This window comes from Clostridioides sp. ES-S-0054-01 (assembly GCA_021561035.1).
Lineage (GTDB): Bacteria > Bacillota > Clostridia > Peptostreptococcales > Peptostreptococcaceae > Clostridioides.
In genome coordinates, this window is sequence record CP067346.1 from 3,479,252 (window position 1) to 3,495,609 (window position 16,358).

Here is a 16,358-nt window from a genome sequence, read left to right on the forward strand (position 1 = left end):
TTAGGCTTTCTTCTTACTTAAACTAAGTCTCATTTTTTTCCTCCCTCTTGAGAGTCTATTATGTAGATTCTCAACAGTAGTTTCATTTTGCACAGCTATGTCTTTTAGAGATACATCTTCTAAATAATACTTTCTAAAAAGCTCTGCATCTTTATAACTTAATGTACTTATAAGATTATCTACTTCTTCTTCAATTTCCCTTTTATCTAAGTCCTTGTCTATATAGATTATTTCTTTAGCTTCTGAATCTAAATAGACATTGCTATTTGCATACTTTTTTCTATAATTAATTGCTCTGTACTTAGAAATAGAACCTATCCAGTTTTTAAAAGAATTTTTTTCACTATCAAATTTTTCTATGTTATTCCATATTGATAAAAGTACATCGTCTATACATTCTTCTTCATAAATCCTAGCATTAGCAAGGGTTCTTCTGACTATAGATGTTATAAAACTCCCATACTCATCAATAAGCATTTCCATTCCTTTTTCTTTTTGTTTTTTTATATTTTTGATTATCAGTTTATCTTCCAAGTTAATACCTCCTTTGTAAAAGCCTTTACAATTACTAATACAATTAAAAATCTTATTTCCTATCAATTATTTAAAATTTTTTTATTAAATTATAAAAATAAAACCAGTTAATCTGTATAAAATTAAACTAATCCTACTTTAGATTTCTTTTTAAATAAAAAAACCTCAACACGATTAATAAAAATCATATTAAGGCATACACAAAATTATATAATTGCTTATCTATCTTCATCTGTAACATTAAATATATAAGGAACATTTCTATAGTAATCACCAAAATCAAATCCATATCCAACCACAAACTTATCCTCTATCTCAAATCCACAATAATCTGGTATTAAATCGACTTTTCTTCTGCTTGGTTTGTCCAAAAGAACACAGCATTTTAAACTAGCTGGGTTTTTAGATTTTAAATGTTTTAATACAAAATCCATAGTAAGTGCAGAATCAGTAATATCATCTACAACTAACACATCATATCCTTCTATATCAGTAGTCACATCTGAAACCACTTTAACCTTTCCAGTACTTTCTTCACTGTTTCCATAACTAGATGTAGTCATAAAATTAACTCTAAGTGGTAAATTTATATTTCTAACTAAGTCTGCACAAAATATAAAGCTACCTTTTAATAGAGAAACCACCATAAGATTTTTATCTTTATAATCTTTTTCTATAATTGCTCCTAATTCTTTTAATTTATCTTTAATTTTTTCTTCTGAATACAACACTTCCCATTTTTTTGTTTCTATATCCATAAAAAGACCTCCAATTGTAATAATCCTTCTTAATTTTATAAGAGATTGCTCACTTTTTCAATACTCTTATTCAATATTAGCCAATATTATTGAGTTTTTAATTTCATTCAACAATTATTAACAATGTATCTTATATTTTAAGTAGTCAATATATTCATACTAAATTACATACTATATATTTTAGACAAAAAAAGAAAAAACTTGCACTAACAAGTTTTTTCTATTATACATAAACTTATACATAATCGTATTTTATTAGATGGTACTAATTAAATTTATTTATGCTATTTTTGTTATACCTCATACTACAAAATATATTTTAAAATACTAGTCAACTTTATTCATATCATTCATTACATTTAGGATTATCTCATCTGTTATAGACATACCTTTATCACTTACTCTACCTAAGTTTTGTATACTTTGCTCAACACTTGAACCAACTATACCATTTAGTGGTGGTACAAAACAATCTTGCTTAGCTATTATGGCACTTTGTATAGCCGCAGATGCAGCAGAAGATAATTTTAATGCACAACCAGCTTTTGCACCATCACATATCATTCCACTTAAGTCAGCTATCATATTTTCTATAGCCCCTTCTATTTGCTTTTCAGTACCATTCATAAGCCACGAGATACCAGCAGTTGCTCCAGTAGATGCAGCAACACCACATCCACATACAGCAGATAATCTTCCTGTATAGTTCTTAATATAACCAGTTACTAAATGAGATATAGCTAAAGCTTTTGCTAGTCTTTCATCAGATTGTGGAAACTTTTTATTGTAAGCAACGATTGGAAGAATTGCTGTTAATCCATGGTTTCCACTTCCATTTGAACTCATAACAGGCATTTTTACCCCTGCCATTCTTGCATCTGAAGCTCCAGCAGTTAACATCATTGCATAATTTATAACATCATTACCTAAAAGACCTTCTTCCATAGACTTTTTAATTCCGTATCCTACACCAATACCAGTTTTTTGCTTTAATCCATATTCAGCCATTTCTTCATTCATTTTTACCCCATCTAGTAAAAATTCTATATCTTTAAAATCAATGCCTTCTACATTTTTTATTAATTCTTGTATAGTTACAGTATCCATTAAGCTCTCAGCTTTTTCTGTTGCATCATTTGAAACTGATACTTTTGGTTCATTGTCTAATAATACTTCTCCATCTTTTTCTAAGAACGTAAAATTATCATGCTTAGTTCTTATTCTAACTTTAGCAACATGATTTTCTCCTTTTAACACAACTTCTATAAACACTTTCTCTCTTGTATCAGCAGGAGTTATTGATAGAGGAGTATTATCCATATAATCCTCAGCTATTTTAACTTCTTCTTTTGTTAGGGTCTCTAAAACACTTAATCCGTTTTCAGAATGTCCACCTACTATACCTAGAGCTGCTGCTATTTTTAGTCCTAATCTTTCAGTACCTGGTATACCTACGCACATACCATTTTTATAGATACTAGGACTAACTAACATACAATTTTCAACTATTTCTTCTCCTAATAATTCCTTTGCCTTTGCACATGCTAAAGCTAAAGCTACTGGTTCAGTACATCCTACTGCTGGCTTAACTTCTGCCTTTAACATTTCTACTAATTCTTTTCTTATATCTCTCATTATATATAAACCTCCCAATTAAGTTTAGATTTAGTACTTAAATAATTCTTTTAAATAATTTCTTATCTTCATCTATATTTATAGCAAAATACATGCCATATTTCTTATTTCTGTTCATATTTTTAATTTGATATTCTATAATTATTGGGACGACTGGTTTTATTTATATATTTTTTTTATTTGGATAGAGGTTTTATATTTTTTAAAATGGGGAAATATGCGACAATTTCGCAAAAAGACAAAAAAAAATCTCAAAATGAGATTCTATATCATTTTGAGACGATTCACACATACTGTTTTTTATAGACTACTACTATTTAAATTTTATATATTTTTTTATTATGCTCTTATATTACTATGAAATTATATTGTATTTTTCAATCTTTCTATATAATGTAGCTCTTGATATTCCAAGTGCTTTAGCTGTTAATTCTTTATCTTTTTTATAATCTTTGTATTTATTTAAAGCTTTTATTATCTCGATTTTCTCTAGTTCATCAAGTGGAATTATCCTGTCACTTTTAACTTCTAACTCCTCTACAAATGTATTCTTAATTTTTCGAGGAATTACATTCATTGTAATTATTGGAGATGAAGACATATTCACACTATATTCAATAATATTCTGTAGTTCTCTTATATTACCTGGCCACTTATATTCAATCATAGCATCAACAACCATGCTATCTATATCGATAACATTTTTATCTAATTTTTTTGAATACTCCTTAACCATATGCTTGATTATAAGTGGTATATCTTCTTTTCTTTCTCTTAGACTTGGTAATTTTATAGGTATAACATTTAGTCTATAATATAAATCTTCTCTAAAGGTACCATTTTGAACCATTTTTTCTAAATCTTTATTTGTAGCAGCGATAATTCTTACATCTATCAAAACATTTGATTTACTTCCAATTTTATTAAGTTCTTTTTCTTGTAATACCCTCAATAATTTTGATTGTAAATGCAAACTCATATCTCCTATTTCATCTAAAAATATACTTCCTTTATGTGCTACTTCAAACATTCCAAGCTTTCCACCTTTTTTAGCTCCAGTAAAAGCACCCTCTTCATATCCAAATAATTCACTCTCTAATAAATTATCTGGTATCGCTGCACAGTTTACAGCTATAAAAGGATTATCTACCCTATTACTATGGTTGTGTATAGCTCTTGCAAAGAGCTCTTTACCCGTTCCACTCTCCCCAGTAATAAGTACTGTTGATGTTGATTTAGAAGCTATTAAGGCTTCTTTTTTAGAATTTCTTATAGCTACACTTTCTCCAATTATGTTTTCCAATTTTATCTTATAATCTTTATTCATCTTATTGTAGTTTTTTATAGCCTCTCTTTTATCTATAAAGTCAATAACATATCCTTTTAATTCATTTTTTAGCACTATTTTGTTTATGTTATATATGCCCTTTGAGTCATATCCGTATCTCTTGTAAAAAAAGCTACATGATTTGTCCTTCTTAAAATTATTTATAGAAGGCTTCTTTATAAAATCTAATTCGACAAATATGTTTTTGCCAGTTATATTATCTTTTATATTAAAAAGTTCTTTAAATTTTGAATTATACTTATCAATCTTACCATCCACATCAATAGACACAACAGCTTTATCCATATTATTTAATAAAGTCTCTAGTTTTTTCTTTTCTAACTCCAATTCATATGTCTTAATTTGAGCTTTTAGCTTATTAGATATTAAATCTGCCATCTTTCCTAAAAAGTTTATAAGACCATTTTTATTATTTTCTATAATCTGTGCTTGCTCTTTTGTAAAGGCTATAAGACCTATAACACCATGAGAATCTCCATCACATATAATAGGACAACATACCTCTGCAAACTCTACACAATCGCCATTCTTATAGCATTCTTTACATATATCACTACTCTTTGGGTCATCAATTAGTATTGTAATCTGTTCTGTAAGTGATTTTTTAAAAGCCGTATATTTATCTACTTTCTCACCTATTTTATCCACATATATTCCTGTACCTGCAATCCTAAATAACTCCTTATTTACTATAGTTACATCTATATTGAGTACTGATACTATAGCCTCAGCTATATTTTGAATATCCGATTTTATATATTCTAAACCTATCATAATCATCATTCCTTATTTTTCTTTAACATAAGTATTTGTCTTATTTCTTTAAGAATCAAGTATATCTTATTTAAAGTAAATTGTATTGACATTAGGATTACAAAGAGCATAACAATTATTATTAATTCATAATTTATTTCCATTTAAACATCTCCTTATAATAAAAGACTAGGCTTAACCTAGTCTTTTATATTATATCCATATTTATATTTTAACTCATTTATCTTCTTTTTCCCACATAAATATATTTTAATTTATTTGACTCTTTAATCATACCATCAAAGTTTAATCTTGAAAATATATTGAATACTTCATGTGGATAGTGAATCTTTGCAACAGAACCACAAAACTTATGTTTAAGATAGTTTAACTTAACTTTTAAATTTTTTAAATTTAAATCCTCTAATATAACCTCTCCATTGCCCTTTAATACTCTTTGTATTTCAGATGAAGCTTTTTCACAATCTGTAATAACATTAAATTGGTCAACTATTATTATCTTGTTGAACTGATTATCATCAAATGGTAGAAACTCTAACTTACCTTTAACTACATTGCAATTTTCATTATACACTAAAGAATAACAGACATCTTCATAGTTACTATTCTCCAGTATAGTTACAGAAGTCCCAAGACCTCTCAATCTCTTGCCTAGGTTTCCTATATGACCAACAAGCAATATTTTATCACCTACATTATACTCAATTGTATCCAAAAAACATTCTAATTCATCAGATGTATATTTAGCTTTAACCGGCTGTTTATTTATCTGACATAATATGCTTTTCACAATGCTTCACCTCTTCATTTCCTCAATTATAAATTATGTACAGATTACATTATAATAAATGGCGAGCAACTATTCAAGAGATATTTCATTAGTATTTTTTTAAACAATCTTTATACATTTTAATATGATATTATACCAAATTTATTAGTATTTTATTCATAAAAAGCAGTCTATTTTTATGTTTATTCATTGTTATTTTCATCCAATTTTTTTATTTTCGATATGGATACTTCATATGCCATTTTTTTAACGACATTATTTTCATCTATTTTTTTCTCATATTCTCTACTTTGAACTCTACCCCAAAGCTGTATTCTATCACCAACATTTAGATTCTTTGCAAATTTAGCATTTCTCCCCCAAACTATTGATGGGATATAATCAGATTTGTTATAAGGTCTGTTTATAGCAACTAATAAATCGGTTATTTCTCTCCCTAAAGGTGTCTTCCTATACACAGGTTCCTTACACACATATCCATCTAAAAATATACTATTAGGATCTTTATTTTCCTCGTCCATACTTTTTATTTCTCTGACAAACACTGTAAGCACTAATCTATTTTTATTATTTAATGTTTTATTATATGATCTTAATTGACCTACGACATTGACTAAATTTTGTTTATCAAGGTCAATATCTTGGAGAAGTCTTTCTGATACAGTCATTGGAAGTATATCAAAAGAATCGCTTAGTCTATTTATTTTTATTTTCATATTATAAAATTTTTCTCCAAATATCTCATGGCTAAATTCTAGCTTATTGTCTAACTCCCCTCTTAAGTTTACTACATTATTCTCATCTTTAACAGCTATCATATTTTATCCCTCCACAATTGTTAATTCTTATATTTCTGGTATCAGCTTATATAATAAATATATTTATAAGGGATGTATTTTATTACAAATCTTTGATTGCTGTTTAAAAGTTTTTATTTAGTTATAAATTTTATTTAATCTTTTACTTTTATAATGATACAATTATTATATTTTTATGCCATATATACTAATTAAGCTATCTATTTCAGTGTTGAATTAATTATAAAATTCTTATTACAAAATTATTAAGTCATATATAACTTAAATTTAACTACTATAATATAATCAATTTCAACGAATTAATTTTATTCAAACAATTCAGATAAATATCAAGTCATTATAAACTTATTTTCCTCAATTATAAGTTATATAAGACTTATAATAACTCATATTTTTATTAATCTGTATTAATATATGAATATTTATTAAACTTATTGATTATAAAATTTAAATATTTAGCTTTAAATTGTACTTTAATCTTTGGAAATGCAACAATTTTTACATTAAATCTACTAAATTGCTATATGTATTATATAATTGGCATGTTAATTGCTTTATAATTAAATAAATAAAAACTGCCCTAAAATACTAATTAAATATTTTAAAACAGTTTGTAATTCTTGTTATTAGTTGTAATACTTAATAAACACTAAGTAGTCTTTAATTAAGCAACCTTTTTGTTTTTATTTGCAGCCATTATCATTGTAGCAGAAGTGTAAGCTATAACAATTATTACTAATGCTTTTAATATATTCATTGGTAAAGTTTTTACTATATATGCAGCTACAAAAACTCCTATTAAACCACATATAGCTATTATAACTGATGCTTTTTTAGTATATGCATCTTCTTTTATGAATTTCATACTTGCAACTGGCATCAATAATGCACAAGAACCCATAACTATTGGGAATGCAACTTTTGCAGACATTCCTAAGAAATAAACCATTGCCATACCTGGAGCATATAGACCTATACCAGCTGTCATTAAAGCTCCTAGTATAAAGTTTCCTACTACACCTATTACTAATTTAATATCAGTAAGACCTAATTCATTTCCTCCACCTGGTAATAAGTTAATCCAAGGATGACCTAATAACATTAATACTGCTGTTAATGCTAGAGTTACACCCATAACAAGTTGTATTTTTCTCTCGTCCATCTTAGCTATTATTCCTGCACCTATGTATGAACCAACAGCTGCTGCTACAACCATAGATACTAGAGTACCACCATCAACTGGTATAATTGACGTAAATATGAATGCTTCTGTAACAACTGGAATAGTATGTGCTACGTTTAATGTACCAGGCATTTTTTTATCTGGTATATTTAATTTTAAAGCTTTTGACATTGCTATTGTTGGAGCAAATGAGCCTATTCCTAATGTATCAAAGAAGTCTGTTATAAATCCTGTTACAGCAACTTTTGGAGTACTTTGTTCTTCTAGTTTCCCCTCTTTGTTTGCCTTAGCTACGTCTTTACCAAACACAACTGCAAAGATTGCTGCGAATACTACGTATAATGCCTTTAAGATTGCTACCATAATCTGTCCTCCTATTTTTTCACTTTTTCATATATTCTGAATCTTATAGCCTAAAAGCTATAGAATAGTAGCCGATAAGTGACTACTATTCTATTTTAATTTCCCAATTTATTTATTACTTATTTAAGAATAAATCCATGTTTAAGTGGATCTTCTTCATCTATTACAAAGTGATTAAATCCAGTTATATAAGCAGAACCAGTTATTTTAGGTACTACAGCATTAAAATCTGCAACTTTAGTTTCTTCAACTATTTCACCTTTGAATAAAGTTCCTAATATACTTTCATATACGAATTTTTCTCCCACTTTTAATTCACCTTTAGCATGTAAAGTAGCTAGTTTAGCACTTGTTCCAGTTCCACATGGAGATCTGTCAACTTGACCCTGACCAAATATAACTACATTTTTGTAAGTAGCTTCTGGATGAGTTGGCTCATCATATATTTCAACTAAGTCTACAGTTTTTATGTGAGCTAAAGTTGGATGTTGTATTTCTATTTTCTCGTTTATTATATCTCTAAGTTTCATTGCTAGTTCAGTTAATTTACCCGCATTTTGAGGTTCTATTTTTAAACCTAATTGACTTGCATGTATTATAGCAAAGAAGCTTCCACCAAATGATATGTCAAATTTAACAGTTCCAACACCTGGTAAGTCAACTTCAACACCTTCTTTATATAAGAAAGCTGGTACGTTTAAGAATGATACTTCTTTAGCTTTTCCATCTACAACTGTAACGTCTCCTCTTATTATTCCTGCTGGAGCTTCCATAACTACATGAGTTACAGGCTCTACTGTTGGAACTACACCTGTTTCTATAGCTGCTGTCATAGCTCCTATTGTACCATGGCCACACATATTAAGGTATCCGCCACCGTCCATGAAGATTATTCCAAAGTCAGCATCTGGACAACAAGGTTGAGTCATTACAGAACCAAACATATCATTATGTCCTCTTGGCTCTAACATTATAGCAGTTCTTAAATAATCTAGATTTTCTTCTAAATATGCTTTTTTTTCAGGCATAGAATTTCCTTTTATGTTAGGTATTCCACCTACAACTATTCTAGTTGCTTCACCTGCTGTATGAGAGTCTATAGCTTGTATACTTCTGCTAAATTTCATATCAAATTCCCCCTTAGGTTTATTTTGCGTCTTTACGCATTTTTAATTTTAGGAAAGCCAATGATTTTTTAACATTAGCTTCATCCATGTGATTGTCTCCAACTACTTCTGTTTCTATGTAGCCTGTTGTCTTTTTATAATCAATTATGATAGCTTTATCCAAATGTGGATTGGTAATTACTAGTCCATCTGCTCCCATAATAGTAAGACCTACTGTAGGTATATCTGATTTTACAAACTCTGCTATAACATTTATAAAATCAATATGCTGGTTTCCTGCTATATCTAAAGTTATAATCACTCCATCAGGTAGAAATGATTCAATCCATCTTCCAAGTTTAGTTGCTAAGTCTATGTCAGAATCATTATCCTTGTTTTCTCATTTTAAGTTTTAAAAATGCCAAAGCTTTCTTAGCATCTATTTCATTTGTGTTGTTTTCTCCAACAACTTCTGTCTCAATACCTTCTTTTGATTTGTTCATATCAACTATGGTATCCATATATTGATTGCTTACAACAAACTTAGCTTGAGTACCATTAAACGTCACTCCAACTACAGGTATATCTCTTTTTCCTATTTCCTCAAATGTGTTAGCGTAGTCAACATGTGAGTTTCCCCAACCATCTGATGAAACTATAGCTCCATCTACTCTCATGGCTTCCAGCCAAGCAGCCGTTCTTTGTCCCACAAAAGTTTTATTTTCATTTCCATCTGGAGTTCCTACTACTATTACTCCAAGTAAATCTACATCCTTATCACTTTCAACTATGTCTAAAAGTGGGTCTCTAAAGTGATGAAGAGATGTTTCTTTTGTTGAAGGTCCTATTCCCATAATATCACCTCTCTTAAGTCATAGCTCTAAGGGCACCATCTCTGTATTCATTAGGAGATATAATCATAGGTACGTTTCCCATATCTATAATTGATTTTCCTCCTTCAAATCCACTAGGTTCCTTTGAGAATAACTGATTGTCATACATAGCACCTTGACCTGCTATTTGTTTCACTATGACAACCTTTTTTGCATTTGGTCGAATTTTGTCAAAATATTCACGAGCTTGAGTTGCATTTCTTCCGTCTTCCATTTTCAAAGACGTTCTTATTTCTTGTATAAAATCATCACATGCTCTAAATGCTGCAAGTGGAAGCGCTCTTTCAAAAGGTAAGCCTCCCTTTAGAGTTACATCTACATGAATTATATAATCTTCAACTGATGGAGTTCCATATCTCCCAAATACCATTTGTTCTCTCAAAATACCTTCTGAAGAACCAAATTCATGCATTTGATTTCCATCTTCATCTGCACCAGTTAACATTACATATACACCAGTTAAAGTATGTGTAATTCCCTCTCCCAATCTGCCTAAAACTTTAGTTGATATTGGTATAATGTCCATAATAGTATTAATTTCTCTGTCATAATCTCCAGGTTTTATAATATCTACTTTTATGTCTGTTATTAACTCTTCTCTTTCTTTTATTTCATTTATACTTGATAAATTTATTGTAAGTACATCTTTCTTTATAGAAGTTTTTGAACCGAAATTAACTTCATTCATATGAAACGGTTTTATAACAAGTCTTCTCATTATTTTTTCTTCCATAATATCCACCTTTGTTCTTAAAACCCCTCTCCTAACTGTGTAGAAGAAGGGTTCTATATTTTCAAATATAAATTACATTTTAAACGTGAGCTTTATATTCGTATGGTAATGGAACTATCTTACCAGCAGATGGTATTGCAACTAATTGCTCTAATGTATCTCTTAATATATGTGTTTGCATTTCTATGTTATGTGGTTCACCAGCATTAGCACCCATTGGAACTAATGGAGCAACTGCTCTAGGAGTTCCGTTTTGTCTAACTACTGGAGGAAGAGCTGCGATTATTATTGTAGGTATTCCAGCTTCCTCTATTGCTCTCTGCACGATCACGGCAGTTCTATGGCAAGTACCTCAGCCAGCTGTCATAACTACACCGTCTACTCCCTCTTCCTTAAGTTTAGCAGCGATAGCAGGACCAGTTTCTTCAGTGAAGACATGTTGGTTTCCTCCACCACCCATGAATGCATAGTGCATAGGAGCTACTCCTTTGATAAACCCTTCTGCAGCTAATTCATGTAATCTATCTATAGGGAACATACAGTTTATATCTTTGTTTACATCTCCATTGTCATATCCACCATGTGATACCATCATTTCATCAACTGTAGCTGTATTAGGTATAGCTCTAAATGAAGTATCTCCTGCTAGATTGAATCTCTTATCAGATTTTAAATGAACACCAGCTGCTGTAGCTAAAGCTATAGTCATATCTTTTAATTCTTTAGTTACAGGAGTCCAAACTGGAGGAGGTGTTATTGGAACGAATATTTCAGATTGAAGTCCTTGTACTGTTGTAAGGCTCATATATTTCCTCTCCCTTCTATTTTCAAACGATTATTTATTATTTTTCTTCTTGCTTTGATTGCATTTCTGCTTGTTTTTCTTTTTCTCTCCTAATATTTTCTACATACTCTTGATTAGGCTCTGGACTTAATACCTCAGGATAGCTTAGCATGAATCCAACTTCTTGACCTATCTTAAGTTCGTAGTCAGTTATAAGCATTCTATTAGGTATTTTAAATTGTCCAAGTCTACCTTTTAGGTCTATAGTCACTCCACCACCTTTGATGTCAACTATAATACCTTCATAAAAAGTCTCTGATGAGATATATTTTAACCTATCCATTATAATTCTACCTCTCTATACTGTTTTAAACTTGGATCTAAATTTATGTTATTATCTAAATCTTAGTTGTTATCTAAATTTTAGTTTTCGTCTTTTTCGTATATTTCTCTTCTTTTCTTACTCATTGGTAGAGATTGCTCATTCTCTTCTAATACTATTTTTTCTCCTGTAACTTTTTCTATAGCCTCTATGTTATTTAATTTAACATTTGGATTCCATTTTCTTTCAGGAGCTTTAACTTCTACACCTGCTATAGCATTTTTAAGCATAGCCATTATTCTAACTGCATCTTCTGGAGCTAAAGTATTGTTAGATAATATTTCATTCTCTATACCTTGCTTAGATTTATTGTTGTCTACCATGTGAGTCATGTATTTATTACCAACAACTAAAGCACCTTGAACAGCTGAGAAACTTACACCAACTACCGGTATACCTCTCATACCTATTTGTTCTATGTGAGATGCGAAATCTATATGGTTGTTTCCGAAACCTTCAGTAGTTACTACAGCTCCATCAACTTCCATAGCTTCAACTAACATACCTAATCTCTTAGATACATAGAATTTCTCAGCATTTACTTGTGGAGAACCAACAAATACAACACCTACTAAATCTATTTCTTCATCTTCCATAGCTCTTATTACTAATGGCTCTCTCCAGTAATGTCTTGACATTTCTTTTGATGCAGGTCCTATACAAGTTAATGCATGGATACCACCATCTAATACTTCAAGTGGAGATAATACAACTGGCATGTTTCCTAAGTCAACGTTTGGTTGAGCTCCTAATGTACCAACTGGCTCAACTGGTAATATTAGGTTATCATGCATTGCACCTTGTCCCATTATTTCTTTTATAACAACAACTTTCTTTTTACCTTCTCTTCTGTATTGCTCTATTACTTCTTCATCAACTACTAAAGAGTTGTCAACTTTCTTTAATGCTTCTCTTATTTCTTGAGTTATATAGTCAAATGCACGGTGAGCAGCTAGAGGTCCTGGTCTTTCCATGTTAGTTCCTGCTTTTATTGTTACTTGACCTTTGATGAATATTTCACCTTTATCAGCAGCACCTGGTCTACCCCACATTATAGTGGTATTTAACTCACCCTCTGAAGAACCGAATTCACCTATTTGAACTCCATCTTCATCTGTACCAGTTAATACCATTACAGCTCCATCTATAACTCTTGTTATACCTGAACCTAATTCGCCTTCTTCTTTAGTAGCGATTGGTTGTATATCTAATACAGCTTCACTGTAAGTTTCATATTTATCAGGAGTTATTATTTCTAACTTCATATCTACAACTAACTCTTGAGTTTCATTAGCTTCTTTACATATTTCTTCTGCATTTCTGATGTATAAAGTAGTTCCTTCTATTTTAGTCTCATCAGCAAATTCAACTTTATCTATTTTAAAATGTTTTTTAGTTAAGCTTCTTAAAAGTTTCTTTTCTCCAACTTTTGGAGTTACTTCTTCTGATGCACTTGTCACTGGAGCAGCAACGTTTGCTACTGGAGCAGTAACTCCTGCTTGACCAGCTACTGATAAAGGTATCTCTAAGCTTATGTTCTTACCTTCACCTATGTGTATTTTAACTGTTTCACCTACAACTCCTGTGCTTACTGGAACTACTGCTGCCTCTGATACTGCTTCTACTACTGTTTCTTCTACTACTTCTTTTTTAGCTTCTCCTGCTTTGTATCCTTCTACGTTATCTGTAGTCATTGGAGAAAGAGCATCTAAAGTTTCTTTTAACTTAGCTCCTAGTACTTGACCTATAGTTAATCCATTTTCTGGTATTGTTAATAATCCAGAATCCTCTAAGTCTGCAAATATTGCTGGATCTTCTAAGTTTTCTGGCGCTATAATTGTTCCCGCTTCAAATCTACAACAACAAACTGCTGGGTCATTTGCATGGGCTTGAGCTGTTTCTAAAGTTATTGACATAGTATAAAATACCTCCTTACATTATTTTCTTATTTATTATTTTAAATCTCAACTCCTCAATAGGAAACCCCTTAACTGAGAAATTAAGTAAATTAAAACCTACGTAATTTCTTATGATTAATATTATTTTTTCTCACTTAAAGTCACTTTATATTTATAAGCAATTCCTATGCCAACTTATTAACAAAAAGATTTTTTCTATAATAAATTCTTTATCTATCGCTATTTTTAGCCAAATATTCTATAAATATTTATTTAAAATATGTTATTTTTTGTATTTGTAAACATTTTCTCAAACAAAAAAGTGTCAATTAATCAACACTTTTTTATTTTTTTTAATATACCCATATACATAACCCTTTTATAAGCATTGGTTTTACTAGGTTTTAAATTAAAGTTTATCATTTTGTCAAAATTTAGTCATGTGTCATATTTTAGACACATCTATCTTGTATTGGTCTATCTTATAATATAATGTTGTTCTTGGTATATTTAATATCTTAGCTGCTTTAGCCTTATTCCCATTAGACATTTTAAGTGCCTTCGTTATATTCTTTATCTCAATTTTTTGAGTTGCTTTAGTCAAATCTAAAGGATACTCTTCTTCTTCAGCACTATTATTTGTAGACTCTATCATATAACTTGGTACATCGTCCACATCTATTTTAGAATTTTGGGACAATACAACAATATTTTCAATTGTATTTTTTAATTCTCTAATATTACCTTTCCATCTATAATTTTGAAATATATCTATTACATCTTTGCTAATTTTAAGAACAGGTTTATTATTTTGTTTGCATATCTCTTCTAAAAAGCTATGAACCAATAATCCTATATCCTCTTTTCTCTCTCTAAGTGGAGGAATCTTTATCTCCACAACATTTAATCTATAGTATAAATCTTCTCTAAATTTTTCTGCCTTTACCATTTTCCCTAAATCTTTATTGGTCGCTGATATTATCCTAGGATTTATTTTTATTGTAGTATCTCCACCAACTCTTCTTATTTCTTTTTCTTGTAATACTCTAAGCAATTTAGCCTGCATGCTAAGAGGTAAATCAGCAATTTCATCTAAAAATACAGTTCCATCTTTTGCAAGTTCAAATATACCTATTCGACCTTTTTTACTTGCTCCAGTAAATGCACCTGATTCATACCCAAAAAACTCACTTTCAAATAACTCATTTGGTATGGCGCTACAGTTAACAGGTATAAATTGACCTTTTCTCTCACTATAATCATGAATAGCTCTTGCAAATACTTCTTTACCTGTACCACTTTCACCCCAGATAAATATACTACTATTTGTTCTAGATACTTGTTTTGCAATCGCTTTCGATTTTTCTAATTTATAGCTTTTACCTAAAATCTTGTCAAAACTACCTTTAGATAAATTCTTAACTTCGTTCTTTAGATATTTTAATGTATCATTTACTTTTTCAAGCTCAAGAGCTAGTATCTTAGCTTCTGTAACATCAACTTCTGTACATACAACACCAATAAATTCTTCCTTATAAAATATAGGATTTGCATGGACTAACGCATACATATTTTCTTTTTTATCCGTAAAATACAAGTCACTCATTCCAACTTTGCTATTTAGCACTTTTTCTGAAATAGTATTTTCCAAAAATTCATTCATAGGTCGTCCAACGATGTCTTCAGACTTTATATCATACCTTTCCTCCATAAACTTATTCCACAAGATAACAACACCTTCGTTATTTATAGCACAAATTCCTTCTTTAATTTGACCTATAATATATTTCAAAGTCAATCCATAGTCTTCTAAGTGCATATATAGATAATCTCTAATATGTTCTTGTTTTAAGACACCAATAATTTTATTGTTTCTAAGAACAGGAAGAATTCCTATATTTTTCAATATCATTATATCTCTACACTCATCTAAGGTTAAACCTTCGCTGACATATATTACATCCTTTTTCATTATAAGTTTTACTGGCTGGCCTTCATACTTTTTATGCATCTCATAAAGATTATGTATATCTGTCATAGATATAATACCTTTTAATTCACCAGATGAATCTATTACCATTAGAGTTTTTGTATTGCTTTTTATCATTTCTTTTATTGCATCTTCAATTCTTGTGTCTTCGTCTATAGTTGTAAATTTTGTATCCATTACTTCTTCTACTTTTTTTACTTCTGGTATCGAAAACATAAAGTCCCCCCTTTATAGTAGTACCTCATCAAAACTTATTTACATATATTTATTCTAGCATATTATAATAATAATTTATTGAATAATTAATATTAAAATTTCTTAAGAGATTAATATCTAAATTTGTATAATCACTAAAATTGACTTTTAATT

Annotated in this window: 15 protein-coding genes and 1 pseudogene; all 16 read right to left on the minus strand. The window is 29.8% G+C overall.

Annotated elements, in window-relative coordinates; genetic code table 11:
* Positions 1–534: a sigma-70 family RNA polymerase sigma factor gene (locus JJC02_15880; GenBank protein ID UDN54332.1), complete on the minus strand. Its 534-nt coding sequence runs from the start codon at positions 532–534 to the stop codon at positions 1–3.
* A gap of 218 nt (positions 535–752) precedes the next feature.
* Entirely contained in the window at positions 753–1,292 is a 540-nt protein-coding gene (gene hpt / locus JJC02_15885) for a hypoxanthine phosphoribosyltransferase (protein ID UDN54333.1), read from the minus strand.
* Positions 1,293–1,619: 327 nt separating this feature from the next.
* Positions 1,620–2,927: a serine dehydratase subunit alpha family protein gene (locus JJC02_15890; GenBank protein ID UDN54334.1), complete on the minus strand. Its 1,308-nt coding sequence runs from the start codon at positions 2,925–2,927 to the stop codon at positions 1,620–1,622.
* Positions 2,928–3,282: 355 nt separating this feature from the next.
* The gene (locus tag JJC02_15895; protein UDN54335.1) at positions 3,283–5,058 is read right to left on the minus strand and encodes a sigma 54-interacting transcriptional regulator; all 1,776 of its coding nucleotides are present in this window, start codon (positions 5,056–5,058) and stop codon (positions 3,283–3,285) included.
* Positions 5,055–5,192: a hypothetical protein gene (locus JJC02_15900; protein ID UDN54336.1), complete on the minus strand. Its 138-nt coding sequence runs from the start codon at positions 5,190–5,192 to the stop codon at positions 5,055–5,057. The genes JJC02_15895 and JJC02_15900 overlap by 4 nt, the downstream gene beginning before the upstream one ends.
* Positions 5,193–5,269: 77 nt before the next feature.
* Complete coding sequence (locus JJC02_15905; GenBank protein ID UDN54337.1) at positions 5,270–5,839, minus strand: methyltransferase domain-containing protein; 570 nt, start codon at positions 5,837–5,839, stop codon at positions 5,270–5,272.
* 182 nt (positions 5,840–6,021) lie between these two features.
* Positions 6,022–6,657, minus strand: coding sequence for a single-stranded DNA-binding protein (locus JJC02_15910; protein ID UDN54338.1), 636 nt, complete (start codon positions 6,655–6,657; stop codon positions 6,022–6,024).
* A 664-nt stretch (positions 6,658–7,321) separates the two neighbouring features.
* Positions 7,322–8,203, minus strand: coding sequence for a TSUP family transporter (locus JJC02_15915; protein UDN54339.1), 882 nt, complete (start codon positions 8,201–8,203; stop codon positions 7,322–7,324).
* Positions 8,204–8,322: 119 nt separating this feature from the next.
* A complete protein-coding gene (locus JJC02_15920; GenBank protein ID UDN54340.1) occupies positions 8,323–9,330 on the minus strand; it encodes a proline racemase in 1,008 nt (335 codons plus the stop codon).
* A 19-nt stretch (positions 9,331–9,349) separates the two neighbouring features.
* Positions 9,350–9,679, minus strand: a pseudogene (locus JJC02_15925) (proline reductase).
* A gap of 16 nt (positions 9,680–9,695) precedes the next feature.
* Positions 9,696–10,163: a proline reductase gene (locus JJC02_15930; protein ID UDN54341.1), complete on the minus strand. Its 468-nt coding sequence runs from the start codon at positions 10,161–10,163 to the stop codon at positions 9,696–9,698.
* A gap of 13 nt (positions 10,164–10,176) precedes the next feature.
* Positions 10,177–10,935, minus strand: a complete 759-nt coding sequence (gene prdD / locus JJC02_15935) for a proline reductase cluster protein PrdD (protein UDN54342.1) — start codon at positions 10,933–10,935, stop codon at positions 10,177–10,179.
* A 79-nt stretch (positions 10,936–11,014) separates the two neighbouring features.
* The gene (gene prdB, locus JJC02_15940) at positions 11,015–11,740 is read right to left on the minus strand and encodes a D-proline reductase (dithiol) protein PrdB (protein ID UDN54343.1); all 726 of its coding nucleotides are present in this window, start codon (positions 11,738–11,740) and stop codon (positions 11,015–11,017) included.
* Between the two features lie 37 nt (positions 11,741–11,777).
* Positions 11,778–12,062 carry a hypothetical protein gene (locus tag JJC02_15945; protein ID UDN54344.1) on the minus strand — a complete coding sequence of 95 codons (285 nt, stop codon included), beginning with the start codon at positions 12,060–12,062 and terminating at the stop codon, positions 11,778–11,780.
* A gap of 80 nt (positions 12,063–12,142) precedes the next feature.
* Positions 12,143–14,017: a D-proline reductase (dithiol) proprotein PrdA gene (gene prdA / locus JJC02_15950; protein UDN54345.1), complete on the minus strand. Its 1,875-nt coding sequence runs from the start codon at positions 14,015–14,017 to the stop codon at positions 12,143–12,145.
* A 427-nt stretch (positions 14,018–14,444) separates the two neighbouring features.
* Positions 14,445–16,205: a sigma-54 dependent transcriptional regulator PrdR gene (gene prdR / locus JJC02_15955; protein UDN54346.1), complete on the minus strand. Its 1,761-nt coding sequence runs from the start codon at positions 16,203–16,205 to the stop codon at positions 14,445–14,447.
* Positions 16,206–16,358: the final 153 nt, after the last annotated feature.